General features: G+C 68.4%; 16 protein-coding genes, 1 tRNA gene and 1 pseudogene. 14 read left to right on the top strand and 4 right to left on the bottom strand.

Going from position 1 to position 19,803, the window contains the following annotated elements:
• Positions 1-200 precede the first annotated feature (200 nt).
• Positions 201-282: transfer RNA gene (locus tag AB4Z47_RS18590), tRNA-Leu, on the top strand.
• Here AB4Z47_RS18590 and AB4Z47_RS18585 read toward each other — a convergent pair.
• Complete coding sequence (locus tag AB4Z47_RS18585; RefSeq protein WP_441952344.1) at positions 264-2,096, bottom strand: FUSC family protein; 1,833 nt, start codon at positions 2,094-2,096, stop codon at positions 264-266. The genes AB4Z47_RS18590 and AB4Z47_RS18585 overlap by 19 nt on opposite strands.
• Before the next feature lie 252 nt (positions 2,097-2,348).
• Positions 2,349-5,138: a helix-turn-helix transcriptional regulator gene (locus AB4Z47_RS18580; protein WP_441952342.1), complete on the bottom strand. Its 2,790-nt coding sequence runs from the start codon at positions 5,136-5,138 to the stop codon at positions 2,349-2,351.
• 179 nt (positions 5,139-5,317) lie between these two features.
• Here AB4Z47_RS18580 and AB4Z47_RS18575 point away from each other — a divergent pair, with 179 nt between their 5' ends.
• The 7 genes from AB4Z47_RS18575 to AB4Z47_RS18545 all read left to right on the top strand — a co-directional run bounded on the left by AB4Z47_RS18575 (position 5,318) and on the right by AB4Z47_RS18545 (position 11,722).
• Positions 5,318-6,232 carry an MBL fold metallo-hydrolase gene (locus AB4Z47_RS18575; protein WP_441952340.1) on the top strand — a complete coding sequence of 305 codons (915 nt, stop codon included), beginning with the start codon at positions 5,318-5,320 and terminating at the stop codon, positions 6,230-6,232.
• A 22-nt stretch (positions 6,233-6,254) separates the two neighbouring features.
• Positions 6,255-7,748, top strand: coding sequence for a carboxylesterase/lipase family protein (locus AB4Z47_RS18570; protein ID WP_441952338.1), 1,494 nt, complete (start codon positions 6,255-6,257; stop codon positions 7,746-7,748).
• Positions 7,749-7,809: 61 nt separating this feature from the next.
• Positions 7,810-8,193, top strand: a complete 384-nt coding sequence (locus tag AB4Z47_RS18565; RefSeq protein WP_441952336.1) for a RidA family protein — start codon at positions 7,810-7,812, stop codon at positions 8,191-8,193.
• Between the two features lie 161 nt (positions 8,194-8,354).
• Entirely contained in the window at positions 8,355-9,050 is a 696-nt protein-coding gene (locus tag AB4Z47_RS18560) for a hypothetical protein (protein ID WP_441952335.1), read from the top strand.
• Complete coding sequence (locus AB4Z47_RS18555) at positions 9,038-9,382, top strand: Tn3 family transposase (RefSeq protein ID WP_441952333.1); 345 nt, start codon at positions 9,038-9,040, stop codon at positions 9,380-9,382. Before AB4Z47_RS18560 ends, AB4Z47_RS18555 begins: the two co-directional genes overlap by 13 nt.
• Positions 9,383-9,579: 197 nt before the next feature.
• Positions 9,580-10,770 (top strand): NAD(P)/FAD-dependent oxidoreductase, encoded by a 1,191-nt coding sequence (locus AB4Z47_RS18550; RefSeq protein WP_441952331.1) that lies wholly within the window; start codon positions 9,580-9,582, stop codon positions 10,768-10,770.
• Positions 10,771-10,780: 10 nt separating this feature from the next.
• Positions 10,781-11,722, top strand: coding sequence for a sigma-70 family RNA polymerase sigma factor (locus tag AB4Z47_RS18545; RefSeq protein ID WP_441952330.1), 942 nt, complete (start codon positions 10,781-10,783; stop codon positions 11,720-11,722).
• Between the two features lie 34 nt (positions 11,723-11,756).
• Here AB4Z47_RS18545 and AB4Z47_RS18540 read toward each other — a convergent pair whose 3' ends face one another.
• Entirely contained in the window at positions 11,757-11,870 is a 114-nt protein-coding gene (locus AB4Z47_RS18540) for a hypothetical protein (protein ID WP_441952430.1), read from the bottom strand.
• A 268-nt stretch (positions 11,871-12,138) separates the two neighbouring features.
• On the opposite strand from AB4Z47_RS18540, the gene AB4Z47_RS18535 reads away from it, so the two are divergent.
• The 3 genes from AB4Z47_RS18535 (at position 12,139) to AB4Z47_RS18525 (ending at position 15,554) form a co-directional block, all read left to right on the top strand.
• The gene (locus tag AB4Z47_RS18535; protein ID WP_441952328.1) at positions 12,139-13,329 is read left to right on the top strand and encodes an NAD(P)/FAD-dependent oxidoreductase; all 1,191 of its coding nucleotides are present in this window, start codon (positions 12,139-12,141) and stop codon (positions 13,327-13,329) included.
• Between the two features lie 147 nt (positions 13,330-13,476).
• A complete protein-coding gene (locus tag AB4Z47_RS18530) occupies positions 13,477-14,436 on the top strand; it encodes an RNA polymerase sigma-70 factor (protein WP_441952327.1) in 960 nt (319 codons plus the stop codon).
• 35 nt (positions 14,437-14,471) lie between these two features.
• Positions 14,472-15,554 (top strand): hypothetical protein, encoded by a 1,083-nt coding sequence (locus tag AB4Z47_RS18525; protein WP_441952325.1) that lies wholly within the window; start codon positions 14,472-14,474, stop codon positions 15,552-15,554.
• Between the two features lie 238 nt (positions 15,555-15,792).
• On the opposite strand, the pseudogene AB4Z47_RS18520 reads toward AB4Z47_RS18525, so the two are convergent.
• A pseudogene (locus AB4Z47_RS18520) lies at positions 15,793-17,006 on the bottom strand (FAD-dependent monooxygenase).
• 314 nt (positions 17,007-17,320) lie between these two features.
• Between AB4Z47_RS18520 and AB4Z47_RS18515 the strand changes: the two are divergent.
• The 3 genes from AB4Z47_RS18515 to AB4Z47_RS18505 are packed head-to-tail and all read left to right on the top strand — an operon-like array spanning position 17,321 to position 19,661.
• Positions 17,321-17,773, top strand: coding sequence for a CBS domain-containing protein (locus tag AB4Z47_RS18515; RefSeq protein WP_441952323.1), 453 nt, complete (start codon positions 17,321-17,323; stop codon positions 17,771-17,773).
• Between the two features lie 28 nt (positions 17,774-17,801).
• Complete coding sequence (locus AB4Z47_RS18510) at positions 17,802-19,091, top strand: SLC13 family permease (protein WP_441952321.1); 1,290 nt, start codon at positions 17,802-17,804, stop codon at positions 19,089-19,091.
• Between the two features lie 27 nt (positions 19,092-19,118).
• Complete coding sequence (locus AB4Z47_RS18505) at positions 19,119-19,661, top strand: TerD family protein (RefSeq protein WP_441952429.1); 543 nt, start codon at positions 19,119-19,121, stop codon at positions 19,659-19,661.
• Positions 19,662-19,803: the final 142 nt, after the last annotated feature.

Here is a 19,803-nt window from a genome sequence, read left to right as displayed (position 1 = left end):
ATCAGAAACATGACTCGTCCTCATGTTTGAAGCCGCTGGTCGACAGCGTTACCGGTGCGTACGAAACATGAGCGCTCCTCATGTTGATAGTTATCAAATTGTTATAATCCCAGGTAGGGTTACTGGCGAGTACGCCACGCCCGCCCGGTGCTTCGCGATGACGGTCAGGCCCGGTAGAGTTTGGACGGTCGTACCATCAAGCGCGAGTGGCGAAATTGGCAGACGCGCCAGATTTAGGTTCTGGTGTCCACGGACGTAGGGGTTCAAGTCCCCTCTCGCGCACAGATTCCCGGCAGATTTGCCGGATTTGCGTGCCGTGTGTTCGAGCGCACTCGAACACACGGAGGTGACCAGGGAAAATGCGCACCCACCTGCGACAACTTCTGACAGATCCGCCAGGATCGACCATCGATGACCCTGCCCGGCCGGACACGGGAAACGATCGGGGCGGGCCACGCTGCTGCGTCTCGTGCGCGTCCCGTCCCGGTGGCGAGGCTTCGCGCGTGGAAGGAGGTGGCTTCCACGCGTTCGAGAACACGGCGGACCCGGGCGCGCTCGGCGCGGCGGGAATTGAGTGGATGCACCAGGGGACGGCAAGCCGTGCGGAAGGCCTCCAGCGCTTGATCAAGATCACGTGCATCGAGTGCGGGCTTCGGGACGCTGGCCTGCGGCGCGCAGCCCACGAGGTGGTCGAGAAGGAAAAGTAGCTCCCTCAGACGCATTTCGGCGACCGTGCGGACAGCGATGGGGACGACCAGCGCGGCTGCCAGAATCCCGCACCCGGCCCCCAGAACGGTCTCCTGGACGCGAAGTGCGAGCAGCTGCGGGGAGAGCGTATGCAGGACTGCGAGCACCATGCTGAGCGAGCCGGTGATGAAGAAGGTCACCGCCCAGTAGCTGCCGGAGGGGGTGTAGAACATCCCGAAGATGCAGGCGAGGAGAAAGGCCAGGGCCAAGGTGGTGTGCCTGTCGGCCAGGGCGGCGAGGCCGTATCCGAACGGCACCCCGGCGACGGTGCCGATCAGCCGCCGGCCGCTCTGCAGCAGGACGTCCCCGGTGTGCTCGGCATTGATGAAGACGACCCATGCCGTGGCCACGGCCCAGTACCACAGGTGCGGGGAGAGAAGATGTCCGCCGAGTACGGCGAGCGCGGCCGCGGCGGTCACCTGGAACGCCTGCCGCGTCGTATGCCGCCACGGGCCTGAAGGCTGTGCTGCCCCTGGACGCAGCGCCACACGGTCGCGCTCTGTCCGGTCGGTCAAGTCCGCCGTCTCCGCCTCCCTCATCGTGCTGGCGGAGGACCCGGTCGAATCCTCCGCTGCGCGGATCGCGAGTACGCCGAGGCGTTGTGCGGTCGCGTCCGCACGTGCCGTCCGCTCCAGCTCCGCCGCCGTGTCTCGGAGCAGCCCGACGGGAGCCTCGTACAGGAATTCCTGAAGCAGCAGCGCGGAGGTGTGCAGCCGGTCGAGACGTCGTTCGACTCTGCGGACACCAGCTCCGCCGTCTGCGAGTAGATCTGACGTGGCCTGCTGTGCATCACGAAGCCGTCGGTTGAATGCCGCCCTCAGGCGCCTCACGATTCCGTAGGATGTCGTGGGCACCAGACAGAAGCGAGTGACTGCGGCTGCCGCGAAGGCGACGGCCAACGCCCCAGTCAATTGCGGGAGTTGGTGGGGCTGAATCCTGGCGAACTGGGACAGGAAGTAGGCCATGAAGGCGAAGATCCCGAGGTCCAGGCCCCGTCGTCCGAAGCGGCGCGCATATACCGCGGTGAAGATCAGCAGTAGGAAGGCCAGGTGGGACGCGAAGGGGAAAGGCGCCAGCAGGCCCCCGGCCGTCAAGGCGGCTAGGGTCACGGGAGCCCCGGCGAGCAGAGTGAGGAACTGGTTGCGGGGGTGCAGGTCGCTGCTCGCCAACGAGGTGACCACCGCTGTGAAGCCGCCGGCCAGAAGTACGACCGGGGGCTGATCCCGTACCGTCAGCGCGGCCAGGGTGAGAGTGAGGCCGAGGACGGCACGCAGCCCGGCGGTCAGACGCAGCAGCCCCGGGTCGGCTGCGGCAACCCGGTCCCGTAGCGACGCTGTTTTCGCAGCCACCGTGGATTTCCGTTCCTTCGTCGTGGTCGGCCGCTCCCGTCCGGCCCCGACGAGCGGGGCCGTGTGCAGCCCGGGATCACTGGCCTGGGGCCCGCGTTTTCGCAACGCCTTGGGGACAAGTGGGGGCCTCGGGGTACCAGGGCGAAGGGGTCGCCTGGCCGGTTACTGCTTCCTCGCTCGTGTGGCCAGTCTGGTCCGGCGGGAAGGCGGGCGGTATGCGTCAGGTGACTGCTTCCACGGCCAGGGGTGCCCTTATTCCTGGTGGCCGGCCGTCGCGAGGGTGCCCTCGATGAGGTCGCGCAGCTGGGATCGGGCGGTGATGCCCAGCTTGGGGAAGCTGCGGTAGAGGTGCGAGCTGACCGTGCGCGGGGAGAGGAAGAGCTTTTCGCCGATCTCTCGGTTGGTCAGCCCGCGGGCGGCGAGCCGGATAATCTGCTGCTGTTGCGGGGAGAGTTCGGCGAGCGCGTCGGGGGCCGCATCTGTGACGTCGAGGCCGGCGGCGCGCGATTCGGCCCGGGCGCGCTCGATCCACGGGCGTGCGCCCAGGCGCCGGAAGGTCTCCAGGGCCTCGGTCAGCGGCCCACGCGCCTCTGCGATGCGCCGACGGCGCCGCAGCCACTCGGCGAGGTCGAGCAGGGTCTGTGCGCGTTCGAAGGGCCAGTACTCCAGTACCGGATCCGCCAGAGCCGCCCGGAAGTGCGGTTCGGCGTCGTCGGGGTCCGCCAGCAGGCCACGGGCTCGGCTGATCAGCGCACGCAGACGAGGTGAAGCGTTGCCCGCCAGCGCAGATGCCGAGCGCTCGACGATCGCGACAGCCTCCTCATGGCGGCCGCAATGCACAGCGGCGGCGGCCAGATCCGCGAGGGCCGGGTAGGAGGCGTGGTAGTGCACGGGCGCGCCGTCTACCGTGAAGACCATGCGGAGTTGGCCGTACGCGGTCTCGTAGGCGCCTTCTGCGGCTGCCGCGGCACCGAGCGCACGACGGGCATAAACGGAGACCGAGCGGCTTTCCAGCGGATCGATCAGGACGAGCGCGTCCTCGGCCCGGGCACGGGCCGAGGACGCATCGCCCTGGAAGGCCAGCACGGTGGCATCCACGGTGGCCGCACAGGCCACGGCGTGGTCGAGGCCGGCCGCCCGGCCGACTGCGGTGGTGCGGGCGCAGGCCTCACGGGCCTGTTCCCACCTTCCTCGCTCCAGGTAGGCCCAGGCGACCGCGCCGCCCAGACCCTCGGGCAGCGCTCCCTGCAGCTCCCAGCGGTCGAAGGCCTCGTCGAAGGCGCGGACGGCCTGGGGGGTCTCGTCCAGGAGCCACGCCATGATCCCGACGGCGGTGAGCCGCTCCGGCCGGGCTTGCGCCTCGGCGGCCAACTGCGGGAGCAGGCAGACGAGTTGGGCCCGGTCGTCGAAGGGATCCGACACAGCCCTCACCCAGGTGCGCAAACCTGCGTATGAGGCGTTCTCGGGAAGGCGCCGCAGGACGTCCTGGATGCGGTGGCGCTGGGTCTCCTCTCCGGAGTAGAAGCGGACCACGGCGGCGCCGGCCACGAGGTCCAGCCCGGCGGCGGGCTGGGAGGCCGCCAACTGCTCGGCGTCGTCGGCCAGTCGGGAGAAGACCACGGTGTGGCGCACGGTCAGGACCGCCAGCCGTCCGGCCTGCACGGCGGCGGAGGCCAGCAGGGTTGCGTCATCCGTGCGCGCGCGTGCTGCGGCGACCAGTTCCTCGACCCAGGCGATGTCTCCGGTGAACACGGCCGCCGCGGCGGCTTCGACCAGCAGCCGGGCACTGTCCTCGCGTTGCGGTGCGAGTTCCGCGGCGCGCTGCAGGGCCTGGGCCGCCGCCGCATGGCCGCCGCGGCGGCGGGCCCGGCCGGCGGTCCGCTCCAGCTCCGCCGACGCGGCCGCGTCCGGGTGCGGGCAGGCGGCGGCAAGATGCCAGGCACGCCGGTCCGGTTCGTCCCGCAGCATCTCGGCGAGCGCGAGGTGAGCCTCGCGCTGGGCGCCCAAGGACGCGGCGTGATACACGGCGGACCGGACCAGTGGGTGGCGGAACCGGACGTCCCGGCCGGTCCGCCGGACCAGCCCGGCCTGCCCGGCTGGCAGCCAGGCCGCGTCCTCGGCGCGCGGCAGCCCCGCCGAGACGGCGATCGCGGAGTCGGCGCTGTCCATGGCGGCCAGGAGCAGCAGAGCCCGCATGGTGGAGGCGGGGAGACTGTTCAGGCGAGCGGCGAAGATCCGCTCCAGGTGATCGGTGAGCGGAAGCGGACCTGCAGACGGCAGCCCCGCAGCCGTGTCCTGTGCTGAGGCTGTCCTCGTCAGTTCCAACAGCGCCAGCGGGTTGCCGCCTGCCTGGTCGAGGATCCGCGACCTGGTGTGCCCGGTGGGGCTCTTCGGCTGCAGGTCCAGCAGCTGATTGGCCGCAGCTTTGTCGAGCGATCCCAGGGTGAGCATCGGCACATGACGGTCGAATCCCGGAAGGTGATCGCCGCCACGGGCACCGATCAGCATGGTGACCGGTTCACCTTCCAACCGTCTGGCAACGAAGGACAGCGCATCCAGGGAAGCACGATCGAACCACTGCGCATCGTCCAGCACCACGAGCACGGGATGGTGGTCGCCCAGGCCTGACAACAGGCTCAGGACGGCGACCCCGACCAGCATGAGATCGGGTCCCGGCGTGGCCGACCCCTCGCCGAAGGCGTCCTGCAGCGCCGCGCGCTGCCTCCCTGGCAGTGCGTCCACCTCGGCCGGCACCGGCCGCAGCAACTGATGCAGTGCGGAGAACGCCAGGGTCGACTCCGACTCGCTCCCCTGGGCCCGCAGTACGCGAGCGCCGCCGGCTTCAGCCCGGTGCACCGCGTGCTCCAGCAGCACGCTCTTCCCCGTGCCCATGTCACCGACCAGCATCAGCACCGGGTCGGCCGACACCGAGTCCACCGCACGAAAGAGGCGTGCCAATTCCGCGTCCCGACCGACGATCAGCTCCCCCGGATCCGGCTCCGGTCCCATGACCGCACCGCGGTCGCCTGTGTGCTCGTCCATGGAGTCTCCCGGAATTGCGGCTTTCGATCGGAGTCGCCTTGCCCTGGCCCGCCCAGGCTACAAGCGGCCGGGCCCAGTGCCCAGGCCATGCGCGCAGGTGCAGTCACGTTACGGATACCTCGCGCGCCGAGGCCGCTCGTACGGTTTCAGGAAAACCTCCACATTCCCAAGGACGCCCCATGGAACAAATCACGCTCGGCAACGTCACCATCACACGGGTATGGGAGTATTTCGGTTCCGTCGAAATGACGCCCGACACCTTCTTCCCGGAAAGCTCGAAGGAAGTCTGGGAGACCGGTACCGACTGGCTAGCCCCGCATTTCCTGGATTCCGAGACCAACATCGTGAATTCGGCGATCCAGACTTGGCTGCTGCGCAGCGAGGGCAGGACGATCCTGGTCGACACCGGCGTGGGCAACCACAAGGAGCGTCCCTACGCCCCGGTCTGGAGCCACCTCGAAACGGACTTCCTGGCCAACCTCGCCCGGGCCGGTGTCCAGCCGGAGGACGTGGACATCGTGATCAACACGCATCTCCACATCGACCACGTCGGCTGGAACACCTACCTGGACGGGCGGCAGTGGGTGCCCACCTTCCCCAACGCCACCTACCTGATGCCGAAAGACGACTTCGACTTCTGGAACCCAGAGAACGGACACCAGCCGCTGCTCGGCCGCGGCAACCAGAACGTCTTCGAGGACAGCGTCGCCCCGGTGCACCAGGCCAGCCTGACGCAGCTGTGGGAGAACAGCCACCAGATCGACGCGAACCTGCGCCTGGACAGGGCTCCCGGGCACACCCCCGGTTCCTCCGTGCTGACTCTCACCTCCGGCACGGACCGTGCGGTGTTCGTCGGCGACATGCTGCACAGCCCGGTGCAGATACTGGAGCCGGACGCCAACAGCTGCTTCTGCGAGAACCCCGCCGAAGCCCGCGCCACCCGCCGCAAGGTGCTGGGCTGGGCGGCCGACAACAACGCGCTCGTGATCCCGGCGCACCTGGGCGGGCATGGCGCCACCGAAGTCGTACGCGAGGGAAGCACCTTCGCCGTCAAGGGCTGGGCGCCCTTCACCCCGTACACCGAGCAGGGCTGAAGCCCGCGGAAAGGCACCAGAGATGAACCACCACGCCGAACCCGTCGTGACCACCACGCAGGGAGCCGTCCGCGGTCTGCGCCAGGACGACGGCACCGCCGCCTTCCTGAACATCCCCTACGCCGCCCCGCCCCTGGGCGCCGGCCGCTTCGCGCCGCCCGAGCCGCACGAGCCGTGGGACGGCGTACGGGACGCCACCGTGCCCGGCCCCAACGCGCCGCAGTCCGAGCGCAAGCTCGGCAGCATCGACATGGCCCCCTACTTCGGCACCGGCTGGAGCCGGGGCGAGGACTACCTCACCGTCAACGTCTGGACGCTCGCCGTCGCGCAGAGCGACCTGCCGGTCATGGTGTTCGTGCACGGCGGCGGATTCGTCGCCGGTTCGACACGGTCCGCGATGTACGACGGGTCCGCCTTTGCCCGCGACGGCGTCGTCCTCGTCACCCTCAACTACCGGCTCGGCATCGCCGGGTTCCTCGATCTGCCCGGCGCGCCCGCCAACCGCGGCCTGCTCGACGTCGTCGCCGCGCTGCGCTGGGTGCGGGAAAACATCGCCGGCTTCGGCGGTGACCCGGACAACGTCACGCTCTTCGGCCAGTCTGCAGGGGCCACCGTCGTCGGCGGCGTCCTGGCCGCCCCACAGGCCGCGGGCCTGTTCCACAGGGCGATCGTGCAGAGTGGCAGCGGCCTGGGGGCGTTCAGCACCGAGCAGGCCGCCCGCGTCACCTCCGCGGCCGCCGACGTCCTGGGCGTCGAGCCACACGTGGACGCCTTCGCGGGGATCTCCGACGAGCGTCTGGTGGAGGCCGCTTCCAAGCTCGCGGGCATCGATCTGCAGACCGCCACCCACCATGACCCGCTGATCGGGCTCAGCCCCTTCAGCCTGGTCCTGGACACCCAACCCGCCGAAGCCGTCGCCACCGGACACAGCTCCGACGTCGACCTGCTCGTCGGCACCAACACCGAAGAGGGAAACCTCTACCTGGTCCCGGTGGGCAAGTACGCCACCTCGACCGCCGCCGACGTCGACAAGGCGGCGGCCCGCTCGCACCCGAATCCGGTGCAGCTCGTCGAGACCTACCGCAAGTCCCGCCCCGAGGCGTCCTTCGCGGAGCTGCGCTCCGCCATCATGGCCGACGCGCTGTTCGGCGCGGGCAGCCGCGCTCTGGTCGGCGCCCATGCCGCCCACCCGAAGTCCGCCACCTACGCGTACGAGTTCGCCTGGCGCTCCCAGGCCCTGGACGGAGAGCTCGGCGCCACCCACGCCGTCGAGCTGCCCTTCGTCTTCGACCTCGCGGACCGGCCCGAGCTGAACGGCCCCGCCGCCCTGCTCGGCCCCGACAAGCCCCCGGCGGATCTCGCGGACCGCATGCACGAGACCTGGATCCGGTTCGCCACCACCGGCGACCCCGGCTGGGACCCCTACGACACCGAGCGCAGGGCCACGATGCACATCGACGTCGAGTGGACCCAGATCGACGACCCCCGCAGCCAGGAACGACAGGTCTGGAGCTGACGCCCGTACCGGTCTCGCCTGCTCATCCCCTCCAAGGACCACCACCGCTTCAAGGAACACCATGACCAGAACCGTCATCACTACAGACAACGCACCCTCTCTGCCCGCCCCGCTGTCCCAGGGCATCCGCAAGGGCCCCCTCCTGCAGGTCTCCGGACAGCTCCCCTTCGACCCGGACACCGGCGAGGTCGTCGGTACCACCGTCGCCGAGCAGACCGCACAGGTCCTGCGCAACGTGAACGCCGTACTCGAGGCGGGCGGGGCGGGCCTGGAGGACGTCGTCATGCTGCGCGTGTACCTCACCGACCCCGCCCACCTGGCCGAGATGAACGAGGCGTACTCGGCAGCCGTCGGCGAGCCCTTCCCCGCCCGTACCACCGTCTACATGCAGCTCCCGCCGGGACTGCTCGTGGAGATCGACGCCCTGGCAGTGCTGGGCGACTGATCAGGATGGCCGGTCGTCTGGCAGGAGCGTGCACCAGTCTGAGGGTTCCGCCGGCGTACCTGCTCGAGGCCCTGTGCGCACTGATCGGACGACCGGCACCTCCCCGCGGGCCTCATCCCGTACGCCGCATCCACGAGCAGGTCCTCCAGACAGTGGGGTCGGTGCCGCCGGGCGCGCTCGAGCCGGGCGATGTGTGCGCGGCCACGGACGTGCGCGCGGGCCTCTTGAACGCCGAGATCCCGGCCCCCTCGGACACGGCCGCCCTCTGCATCCGGCGCACGGTCGACGACCTGGGACCGGCCGACCTGTGGGAACTGGCACGCTTCTCGGCCGTGACCCGGGACGATCTCTCCTGGGGCGCTGCCGCGGTCCTGGCGGGAGGAGATCCCGGCGCCGGAGACCTGCTGGACGAACTCGCCGCGCACACCCTCGCGGAGGAGGTCGCCGAACGGTCTCCGTGCCAGTGGGGCCGAGACCACACCGAGGCGGTACGCGCCGCGCTGTACCGGATTCTGGCCGACCTCGCCGACGCCCTCCTGGAAGTGTCGGAGTCGACCCCGACACCCCTGGACTGGACCGTTCACGACAACGGCGGGAGGTATGTCACCACCGCAGTGGGCGACGGGGTCATGTACGACGTGCTGGTCCAGACGGCGCAGAACGCTCCCCCGGCTGCGGCACTCGTCTGGGACCCCCCGTCACCGCCCGCCGCACGTGCCGTCTGGCAGTGGCAGATCACCAGCGGACCGGTCGACCGTGCCTCTCACAGCTGTGCGCCCTTGCCCTCCGCACTCGCGGCACGGCATGCCGCCGAGTGTGCAATCACCGCACTCACCGCCGGCAGATGCGGGCTGTGAGCCACCTCGGCCTGCGCCGGACCCATGCCGCACCGCAGACGTGCGTTCCAACGCGGTACATGGACGCTGCGGTGAAGCAGCTGCGCGCGGACGGCTTCGACGTCCGTGACGAGGACGTGGCCCGTCTCTCGCCGTTCGTCAGGCATCACATCAACCTGCTGGGCCGGTACTCCTTCCAGCTTCCTGCCAGGCGGCCTGCGTCCGCTGCGCGCCCCGGACGCCACCGACGAAGAATGACCGGGTCCTGGCCCGCACCGCCGGACGTCTGGCACCCCGCCCCGTTATCCGACTGGTTGATCTCGACCGAGAAGGGCGGCTGCGAGAGCACGTAGTCAACGAACTGGATCGCGCTCTTCTGGTTGTTGCGCGGTTAGTGGTCGTAGACGGGCGCTTCCCACGGTTCTGGACTGCGCGAGTGGAGTTCGTCCGCTGAGTGAGCCTCGGGGGTGATCCACATCACCGGTTGATGCTGTCAGGAATTCGGGGGCTGTCTCGTTCAGGGAGCACGCGAACCAGACAGGAGCGAACCATGAAGCACCGCATCGTCGTCCTCGGGGCCGGATACGCCGGAGCCTTCTCCGCCGGATACCTGGCCCGCCAACTCCACTCCGACGACTTCGAGATCACCGTCGTCAACGCCGAACCCGATTTCGTCGAGCGGCTGCGCAACCATCAGCTCGCCGCCGGGCACGATCTCCGCCACCGGCCGCTGGCAGAGGTGTTCGCCGGCACCAGCATCCGGCTCCGACTGGCGCGGGCAACCAACGTCGACGCCGAGCACCGGACTGTCACGGTCGCCGACGGCGAGGGTATCGACCGGCTCGAATACGACACCCTCCTCTACGCGCTCGGCAGCACCGCCGCCGACCACGGCGTTGCGGGCGTCGACGAGCACGCCTTCCACGTGGCAGCGCGGCCGGCCGCGCTGCGCCTGCGCGCACGCCTGGATGAGCTGGGCGAGGCCGGGCGGGTGCTGGTAGTCGGCGGCAACCTGACCGCGATCGAGGCCGCCACCGAGATCGCCGAATCCCGTCCAGGACTTCGGGTCAGCCTCGCCACCCGCGGCGAACTGGGCGGCTGGCTGGGCCCCAAGGCCCGCCGTCACCTGCTGCGCGCCTTCGACCGGCTCGGCATCACTGTCCACGAGCACACCACCATCGCGCGCGTCGAGGAGGCGGCGGCAATCACCGTCGACGGCACCGTTTTCGCTTCCGACGCGACCGTGTGGGCCGCCGGCTTCGCCGTCCACCCGATCGCCGCCGCCAGCGGCCTCGAGGTGGTACCCAACGGCCAGATCACGGTCGACCGTCAGATGCGGTCGATCTCGCACCCGGATGTCTACGTTGCCGGTGACAGCGCCTTCGTCGTCGGCGACAACGGTCGGCCGTTGCCGATGTCGTGTGCTTCCGCGGGATACACCGGCATGCAGGCGACGGCCGCGATCATCGGGGACCGGACCGGGCGCAAGATCAAGGCGACCGCACTGACATATTTCGGCAACCACATCAGCCTCGGCCGCAAGGACGGGATTTTCCAACTAGTCGACGGTGACGCTCGCTCGAAGTCCGGGGCCCTGTGCGGCCGGTCTGCGGCGCGAGTCAAGTCGGCAATCGTGGCCACCAGCGGCTGGGCCATCAGCCACCCGACCTTCGGAAAGCCGAGTCACAAGTACCGCTTGGCTACAACACGAGAGCACTCGCCCGACGTGGTTGGCGCATAGGGTCGTGCTCATGGACACTGCCACCGTGGCGCGTTTCGAGGCCAGCCGGAATCGGCTGGCCTCGCTCGCCTACCGTCTGCTCGGCTCGGCCGCCGACGCCGAGGACACGGTGCAGGACGCGTTCCTGCGGTGGCAGGCCGCCGACCGGGAGTACGTCGAGGTGCCCGAGGCATGGCTGACCAAGATCGTCACCAACCTGGCGCTCGACCGGCTCCGTTCGGCGAAGGTCCGGCGCGAACGCGCGGTCGGCGCCTGGATGCCCGAACCGCTCCTCGACGGCGACCCGATGCTGGGCCCGGCCGACACCGTCGAGCAGCGCGAATCGGTGACCCTGGCGGTGCTGACCCTCATGGAGCGTCTGTCACCGGTCGAACGGGCCGCGTACGTGCTGCGCGAGGCCTTTGCGTACAGCCACGCCGAGATAGCCGAGATTCTCGGCATCACCGAGTCCGGGAGTCAGCAACACACCCACCGAGCCCGGCGTCGAATCGCCGCCGCCGGCAACGGCACCGATATCGACCATGCCTCCGCGCGTCGAATCGTCGAGGCGTTCGTCGCTGCCGCCTCCTCGGGCCGGACCGAACGGCTGGTGGCGCTGCTGACCGACGACGCGACCGGCCTCTCCGACGGCGCCGGGCTGGGGCTGGCCGAGAAGCTGATCCGGTACTCGACCCCGGAGCGGATCGCCAGCGCGGTGCGGGCCGGCTTCACACCGTCTCCGGCTAAGCGGAGGCTCGCCGGTGGCTCGCCCTCGATCCATGCTGTCGTGGTCAACGGTTGCCCGGCCATGCTCGCCGCGCTCGACGACCGGGTCGTGGGGGTCGTGATCCTGGAGATCCGTGGCGACAAGATCGCAGGTGTGCGCGGCATTGCCGCCCCGGACCGGCTCGGTCGCCTCACCGAGGAATGGCAGCGGCAGGAGCATGATGTCCCGCTGATCGAATCGTGGTAACCGGCCGTCCGACACTCGATCTCACGTTCGTCCGTCAATTCCCGTCGAACCATTCGGCGAGCACCGCGGCTTGGCCGTGGTCGACGTCGTGGGCGGCGGTGCGCAGGGTGACGTGGTGCTTGCGCGCCAGTTCACGGAGGTGACCGATCGCCTCCCGGTGCGGTCAGGGCTGTGCGGCTGTCGATGCTCTGTGCCCTGCCGCGCTGTGCAGTGCCGTGCAAGCGGCGCTGATGGCGGGATGGTCGCCGGTGCCGCAGGCATGTCCGCCGCAACCGATTCGGTCCCGCCGACACCGCCGAACAGTTCCTGACTGGCGGCGACTACCGGCGACAAGTGATCCGTGTCACATGATGTCAGGATTTTCGGTGATGCGGTGTCTTGTGCTCCGAGCCCCCTCGGATCGAAGGAGACACACAATGAGCAAGAACACCGATGTGGTCGTGATCGGCGGCGGATACGCCGGAGTGATGGCGGCCAACCGCTTGACCCAGCGCCACGATGTGACGGTGACCGTGATCAATCCGCGCTCGGTCTTCGTCCCGCGGCTGCGGTTGCACCAACTGGTGGGCGGGACCCACGATGCGGTCGTCGACTACACCGAAGTCCTGGCCGAGGGAGTGCGGCTGGTCGTCGACAGCGCGACGCGGATCGACGTGACCGGGCGCAGTGTGGCGCTGGCCGAGGGCGAAACGATCGGCTACGACTACCTGATCTACGCGGTGGGCAGCGGCAGCGCCGGCCCGCAGGTGCAGGGTGCGGCGGAATTCGCCTACCCGATAGCCACGTTGGAGGCGGCGCAACGGGTGCGGTCGATGCTGTGGGACACGCCCGTAACGGCTGCGGTGACGGTCGTCGGGGGCGGTCCGACGGGCATCGAGACCGCGGCAGAGCTGGCGGAGCAGGGGCGTTCGGTCACGCTGGTCTGTGGCGGTGACCTCGGTCCGTACCTGCACCCGAGGGCTCGGCGCACGGCCCGCAAGTACCTCGCCAACTTGGGGGTCAGCGTGCTGGAAGGCCCGGATGCGTCGGTCACGGTGGTGACACGGGAAGCCTTGGAACTCCGTGACGGACGCACGTTGGCCAGTCAGGTCACCATCTGGACCGCAGGCTTCGGTGTCCCCGATCTGGCCGATCACAGCGGGTTGCGCACCGACGACGCCGGGCGGTTGCTCACCGACGAAACTCTGACCAGCATTGACGACGAGCGCATCGTCGCGGCGGGCGATGCGGCGGCGCCGTCGGATCTGCCGTTCCGGATGAGCGCATACGCCGCGGGTTGCCTGGGCGCCCATGCCGCCGACACCGTGCTGAACCGGATCGCGGATGAGCAGCCTGCGCCGATCGACCTGTCGTTCCCCGCCATGTGTGTCAGCTTCGGCCGCCGCACCGGAATCTTCCAGTTCGGCCACAAGGACGACACCGCGATGCGGCTCTATTTCAGCGGGTTCGCGGGCAAGGCGCTCAAGGAGTTCTCCTGCGAAGCCAGCGTCAAGCACCTGATGACCGAAGCGCACAAGCCCGGCTCGCACCACTGGCCGAAGGACGGCAAGCACAGGCCACAGCTGTTGCAGACCCAGCGCGGCGACGCGGCGGCACCGGTCGCGTAGGACACCGAATTCGCCGTCGCCGCGTCGGCCGCCGGTGATTTCGACTGCACGATGTGCGGCAGCGCCCGAATCACGTACACCGCCGCCCATCGTGCGTCATCGGCGACCCTATGTCGGACCCGACGGCTACCGATAGAAGAGGACTTCATGGACACAACAGGTGAATCCCGTGGCCAGCGGCGGGCCGACAGCGAGGCAGCGGGCCTCGACAGCGACGACCACGCCACCGTCAACGCGACGGAGACGTTCGTCGTACACCGTAACCTGCTGTTCACCGTCGCCTACGAGATGCTCGGATCGGCGGCCGATGCCGAAGACGTCCTGCAAGAAGCCTGGCTGCGATGGGTGAGGGTCGACGTGGGGCAGGTGAGCGATCCACGTGCCTACCTGGTTCGGATCACCACGCGCCAAGCACTCAACCGGCTGCGCTCGATGAAACGCCGCAGAGAGTCGTACGTGGGCTCGTGGCTGCCGGAGCCACTCCTCACCACTGCGGATGTGGCCGCCGACGTCGAACTCTCCGAAAGCGTGTCGATGGCGCTGATGCTCGTCCTCGAGACATTGACCCCGACCGAACGGGCGGTGTTCGTGCTGCACGAAGCATTCGGGTTCGGCTACGACGAGATCGCGGTCGCGGTCGACAAGACCCCGGCCGCGGTGCACCAGATCGCCCACCGCGCCCGCCGCCACGTCGAGGCCCGCCGCCCGCGCCGCGCCGTCACCGCACGGCAGGCCGAGGCCGCTCTCGAAGCCTTCCAGCGTGCGCTCGAGATCCGGGACCTGCAGGGCCTGCTCGACGTGCTCGCCCCCGACGTCGTGGCGATCAGCGACGGCGGCGGCATCAAGCAGGCGACACCACGTCCGATCATCGGCGCCGACAAGGTGGCCCGTTTCATCGTCGGCGGCCTCACCAAGAATGCCCTCGTGCTGACCGTCGAGCCGACCACGGTCAACGGCAGCCCCGCGCTGGCTCTGCACGTCGACGGGGAACTCGACGGCGTCATCACGATACGCGTCGAGGACGCCCACATCACCGGCCTCTACTACGTCCGCAACCCGCAGAAGCTGACACACATCGACTCCGAAACCCCACTCACCCTGCGATGAACACCGAGCACGGCCCAACTGTTCGAGGAGTAGACATGACCACCCCGGCGCCGCTCGTCACCGATGCGCTTCCGTCACGATGGCCGACAGTGGCCACAGCAGTCGTCCTGCTCACGGCGATCATCAGCGTGCTGCTCATCGCCTTCGCCTGGCCGTCGGTGCGGTCGTCGGTGCACGATGTGCCGATCGCCCTCGCAGGGCCGGCGCCTGCAGTCGCTCAGATCCGCACCGCACTGGAGCAGCGTCTACCGGGCGGGTTCGAGATCACCGAAGTCACCGACACCGCCGCCGCTGAACAACTCATCCGCGACCGGCAGGTGTACGGGGCGATCGACCTCAGCTCCGACACCCCGCAAGTCATCATCGCCTCCGCCGCCAGCACCGCCGTCGCCCAAACCTTGCAGACCATGGCGACCGGCCTCGGCCAGGCAGACAAACCCGGCACACCGGTCGTTGTCCGCGACCTCGCCGCCCTGCCCACCGACGACCCACGCGGTACCGGCCTGGCCGCAGGCGCCCTGCCACTGGTCATGGGCGGTCTGCTGGCCGCAGTACTGCTGACCAGGCTCGTCCACGGCACCGTCCGCAGGGTCACCGGAGCACTCACCTTCGCGGCAACCGGCGGCCTGACCACGGCAGCGATCCTGCAATTCTGGCTCGGCTCACTGAGCGGGTCCTACCCAGCCAACACCGGTGCCATCGCCCTGACCATCGCGGCCACCTCCCTCACGGTCCTCGGGCTGGAATCCCTGCTCGGATACGCCGGAATCGGGATCGGCGCCGTCGTCATGATGCTCATCGGCAACCCACTCTCGGGCACGGCGACCGCACCCGAGATGCTGCCCGGCTGGTCCGGCACGCTCGGCCGGCTTCTGCCTCCCGGGGCCGGTGGCCGGTTGCTGCGATCGACCGCCTTCTTCGACGGCCGCGGCGCCACCCACGCCGTCACCGTCCTGGTTGCCTGGATCGCGCTCGGTGCTGTGCTGTGCCTGGTCGGCGGCCTGCGTGCACGCCGGGCCGCCAAGGCCGCCGCAGGACTTCGGACGACGCGCACATCACCGGCCGAAGAAACATCGGCACCCCTCGCCGCCCGACTACGTGCCGCTACGGACGGCTGACCTGCCCACTGAAGCCAACGGAGGCAGGAACGCGGTGGCATGCCCGAACGTCAGCGGCAACCCATTCGGCAGCGCCACTTCCCGAATGGCACGTCCACCGTCCGCATACCGCGCTCATCCCTCGGCACCCTCTATCCGCTTGTTTTACAGCAGGTATGGGTAACTGCTGTGGGCCGTGGTGAGCCGGCTACCGGCCGCGGTGAATGCACGTGGACAGGTAGGTGCTGCCATGCGCAAACTACCCGCGCGTGTTGTCGAATCCCGCGTATTCGTTGACGGTGATCGAGTCGTGCAGGCGCACGCCCTTGGCGTTGAGCTTGGCGGCGGCACGGGCGACCGGTGCGGGCAAGACGTTGATCAGCCGCACTGCCTGGACCATCGCCCACAGCTCGAAGCGTCCGCCGGGGACGATGGTCTTGGCTGCGGCAACGGCGAATCGACGGCTGCGGCGGACATAGTCGCCGAGCTCGCGTTCATATTCGGCGAACGCGGCGGTGTAGTCGCCGGAGTGGGTGGCGAGTTCACCGGCGAGCACATAGGCACCGACCACGGCCATGCTGGTGCTGCCGCCGACTGCCGGGCCCGGCAGTACGCGGCGTCGCCGACCAGGCCGACCCGGCCACGCGACCAGGTGTCCAATCGCAGTTGCTTGATGGAGTCGAAGTAGAAGGAAGGGGTGTTCTCCAGTTCGGCCAGCAGCCGGGGCACCTGCCAGCCCATATCGCCGAAGTGCTCGCGCAGCAACTGTTTCTGCCGATCGATGTCTCGATAGTGGTAGTCCAGCGGTTGCGGCGGGCGCAGAAAGAACCCCGCGCGCCCGTCCTCGATGTGGGCGGCGCCGTAGATGCCCGCGACCCGGCCGACATCGATGGTCATCTCCATCACACCGTCCAGATTCAAGTAGTTGGGAACGGAGAAGATCGCCAGATAGGCGCCGAGCCAGGTGGAAAATCGAGACTCCGGGCCGAAGACCAGTGCCCGCACATTCGAGTGCAGCCCATCGGCCCCGATGATCACGTCGAAGCGCTGCGCCGGGCTGCGCTCGAAACCGACTTCGCCGTCGTCGCTGATCGCGGAGATCGAGTCGGCGAAGATGTAGTCGACATCGGAACATGTTGCGTTGTAGAGGATTTCGCTGAGATCGTCGCGCATGATCTCGACGTGGTTGTCGGAGACGGCAGTGAACATCTTGCGCAGATCAAGCGTTACCGGACGCGCGGCAGGCCGATGGATTACGAGCGTATCCGTCCCGGTGGCCTTCGCTCGGATCTCCTCAGCTACCCCCATCCGCTCCACGATCTGCATGGCCGGTCGGAACAGATCCACAGCGTGGCCGCCGGTCTTGCGCGGCGCCGGCGCGCGTTCGACAACGGTGACGTCGAATCCGTACCGGTTGAGCCAGTAGGCGAGCGCGGGTCCGGCGACGCTGGCTCCGGAAATCAGAATGCGCATCGGTGCACCTCGGTCATCGAACTCATCGGCCCCGCAGTGGCGGCCCAGATTCGATCCTGCCCTTCCCCCACTGGTCTCGGACCGAATCGAGGACCACCCTCCGCGCCCCTGGTTTGCTCAACTGGCGTTTTTACGGCATCTTTACGGGTGGTGCGCCGGGAAGTCTGGTCGGCAACCCGACCCGGTCGGCGGGTCGGGCGGTCCGGCGGTGGGGTGACTCATGAGGCTCGCGCGGGCAGGCGCTACCGCTGCCCTTGATCGTGGCGACGGCGGATATGTGTCGGTGGGGGCTCGGGCGGTCGTATCGTGCTGGTGTGCACGCAAGTCAAATGGCCGAGGACTACCCGTCGGTGACCAAGGATTCCGACGCGTCGGCCGCGGCGCAGCTACTGGCCGAGCATCGGCTGCCGGGCATCGTGGTCACCGACGGCGACCAGGTGCCCCAAGCGGTGCTACCGGCGTCGCAGGTGGTGCGGTTCCTGGTGCCGGGATATGTCCAGGACGATCCGTCGCTGGCCGGGGTGCTGTCGGAATCGGTGGCCGATCGGGTCGCGGAAGCGTTGCGAGGCAAGACCGTTGGCGAACTGCTCCCGGAATCGAAACCCAAACCCGTCCTACCGGTGGCCCACGCCGACGACACCGTGATCGAAGTCGCCGCGCTGATGGCCCGCTGCCGATGCCCGTTGATCGCGGTGGTCGACGGAAAACGGATGATCGGCGTGATCACCGCATCTCGGTTACTGCAGGTGGCGCTCGCGGCCACATGAACGGCTGCCCGCACGCGGGTGATCACCGGTGACCGCGATCGCGATCGCGACGTTCGTAGTGGCGTATCTGCTGATAGCCACCGAACGCATCCACAAAACCAAAGCCGCGCTCGGTGGCGCCGCGGTGATTCTCGCGCTGGGGGTGCTCGATTCCGGGGAGGCGTTCTTCTCCCACGACACCGGGGTCGACTGGGATGTCATCCTGCTGCTGTTCGGGATGATGATCATCGTCGGGGTGCTGCGTCAGACCGGCGTCTTCGAATACACCGCGATCTGGGCGGCCAAGCGCGCCAAGGGATCCCCAGTGCGGGTGATGATCCTGCTCACTCTGATCACCGCCGTCGCTTCGGCGTTCCTGGACAATGTCACGACCGTGCTGTTGATCGCCCCGGTCACCCTGCTGGTGTGCGACCGACTCGGCATCCGCGCCGCACCATTCCTGATCGCCGAAGTATTCGCCTCCAACATCGGCGGCGCCGCCACCTTGATCGGCGACCCACCCAACATCATCATCGCCAGCCGAAGCGGATTGTCGTTCAACGCTTTCCTGATGCACATGACACCAATCGTGGTACTCGAACTTGCGGTGTTCACCCTGATCCTGCCGAGGCTGTTCCGTGGCTCGTTCGATGCCGAGCCCGATCGGATCGCCGATGTGATGGCTCTCGACGAACGCGAAGCCATCCGCGACCGCCGACTCCTGATCGAATGCGGCATCGTGCTGCTCGCGGTATTCACCGGATTCGTGGGTCACTCACTGCTACACGTCGATCCCTCGGTGGTCGCGCTGCTCGGCGCCGGGGTGCTGGTCCTGATCTCCGGCACCGAACCCACCGACTACCTGTCCGGAGTCGAATGGGAAACGTTGCTGTTCTTCGCCGGACTATTCGTGATGGTCGGCGCACTGGTCAAGACCGGTGTGGTGGAGACGATGGCAGGCTGGGCCACCGACGCCACCGGCGGTGACGCGCTGGTGGCGGTCATGTTGATTCTCGTGGTGTCGGCGCTGCTGTCCGGGATCATCGACAACATCCCGTACGTGGCGACGATGAGCCCACTGGTCGCCGACCTCGCGGCCGGAATCGACAACCCGGGCCATACCGACGCCCTGTGGTGGTCACTGACCCTGGGCTCGGACTTCGGCGGCAACCTGACCGCGGTCGGCGCCAGCGCGAACGTCGTGATGCTCGGCATCGCCGCCCGCGCCGGGGCACCGATCTCGTTCTGGGAATTCACCCGCAAGGGCGCGGTCGTGACCGCCATCACTGTCGCGGTCGCCGCACCGTATCTGTGGTTGCGCTACTTCGTATTCGCCTGACAACAAAGGGAGAAACCATTGTTCGCCATGTTGCGCGACGAGAGCGGAGCGGCGCTCGCCCATGTCACCATGGCGCTGGGTTGGGATCCGGTCCGCGCCCGTCGCTGGTTGCGCTCGCGGTCCGTCGACGTCGACCTGAACGCGGCGGCGCTGCTGTTCGCCGCCGACCAAATCGTCGATGTCGTCTACCACGAACAACTCAGCTCCCGCGACGGGTCGGTACGACACCTCGGCGACAGCACGACCGGAGAAGGCAAGGGCGACAACGAAATAATCACCGTCGACCTGACCCGACTACCCCCGGAGGTCACCACCGTCGTCTTCATCGTCACCTCCTACTCCGGCCAGACCTTCGACCAGATCGAGAACGCGTTCTGCCGCCTGGTCGATGGCGTGTCCAACACCGAAATCGCCCGCTACGACCTGACCGGCGGTGGAGCCCACACCGGACTGGTCATGGGCAGACTGTTCCGCACGGACGGGGTATGGCGGTTCGACGCGATCGGCGAAGGCATCCGCGCACAACATCCCGTCGAGGCCATCCCCCAACTGCGGGTGTTCTTGATCTAGTGTGTCGGTCCCGAAATTGCAGCTCTAATTATCTATGGTGTTGGGGTGGCGGGTTTCGGGCGTAGTGATGTCGAGTTCGTACTGGCCGGTGACGAGCGGGACCAGCTTGTCGCATGGTCGCGGGCGGAGTCGTCGCGGTTGG

The sequence above is a fragment of the Nocardia sp. 2TAF39 genome (assembly GCF_052114905.1).
Taxonomy (GTDB): Bacteria; Actinomycetota; Actinomycetes; order Mycobacteriales; family Mycobacteriaceae; genus Nocardia.
This window is presented reverse-complemented; position numbering and strand designations above follow the sequence as displayed.

Coding starts and splice junctions, on each gene's coding strand:
- AB4Z47_RS18580 (WP_441952342.1), bottom strand. CDS start 5,138: ATGGACGAGCACACAGGCGACCGCGGTGCGGTCATGGGACCGGAGCCG.
- AB4Z47_RS18575 (WP_441952340.1), top strand. CDS start 5,318: ATGGAACAAATCACGCTCGGCAACGTCACCATCACACGGGTATGGGAG.
- AB4Z47_RS18570 (WP_441952338.1), top strand. CDS start 6,255: ATGAACCACCACGCCGAACCCGTCGTGACCACCACGCAGGGAGCCGTC.
- AB4Z47_RS18565 (WP_441952336.1), top strand. CDS start 7,810: ATGACCAGAACCGTCATCACTACAGACAACGCACCCTCTCTGCCCGCC.
- AB4Z47_RS18555 (WP_441952333.1), top strand. CDS start 9,038: ATGCGGGCTGTGAGCCACCTCGGCCTGCGCCGGACCCATGCCGCACCG.
- AB4Z47_RS18550 (WP_441952331.1), top strand. CDS start 9,580: ATGAAGCACCGCATCGTCGTCCTCGGGGCCGGATACGCCGGAGCCTTC.
- AB4Z47_RS18545 (WP_441952330.1), top strand. CDS start 10,781: ATGGACACTGCCACCGTGGCGCGTTTCGAGGCCAGCCGGAATCGGCTG.
- AB4Z47_RS18535 (WP_441952328.1), top strand. CDS start 12,139: ATGAGCAAGAACACCGATGTGGTCGTGATCGGCGGCGGATACGCCGGA.
- AB4Z47_RS18530 (WP_441952327.1), top strand. CDS start 13,477: ATGGACACAACAGGTGAATCCCGTGGCCAGCGGCGGGCCGACAGCGAG.
- AB4Z47_RS18525 (WP_441952325.1), top strand. CDS start 14,472: ATGACCACCCCGGCGCCGCTCGTCACCGATGCGCTTCCGTCACGATGG.
- AB4Z47_RS18505 (WP_441952429.1), top strand. CDS start 19,119: ATGTTGCGCGACGAGAGCGGAGCGGCGCTCGCCCATGTCACCATGGCG.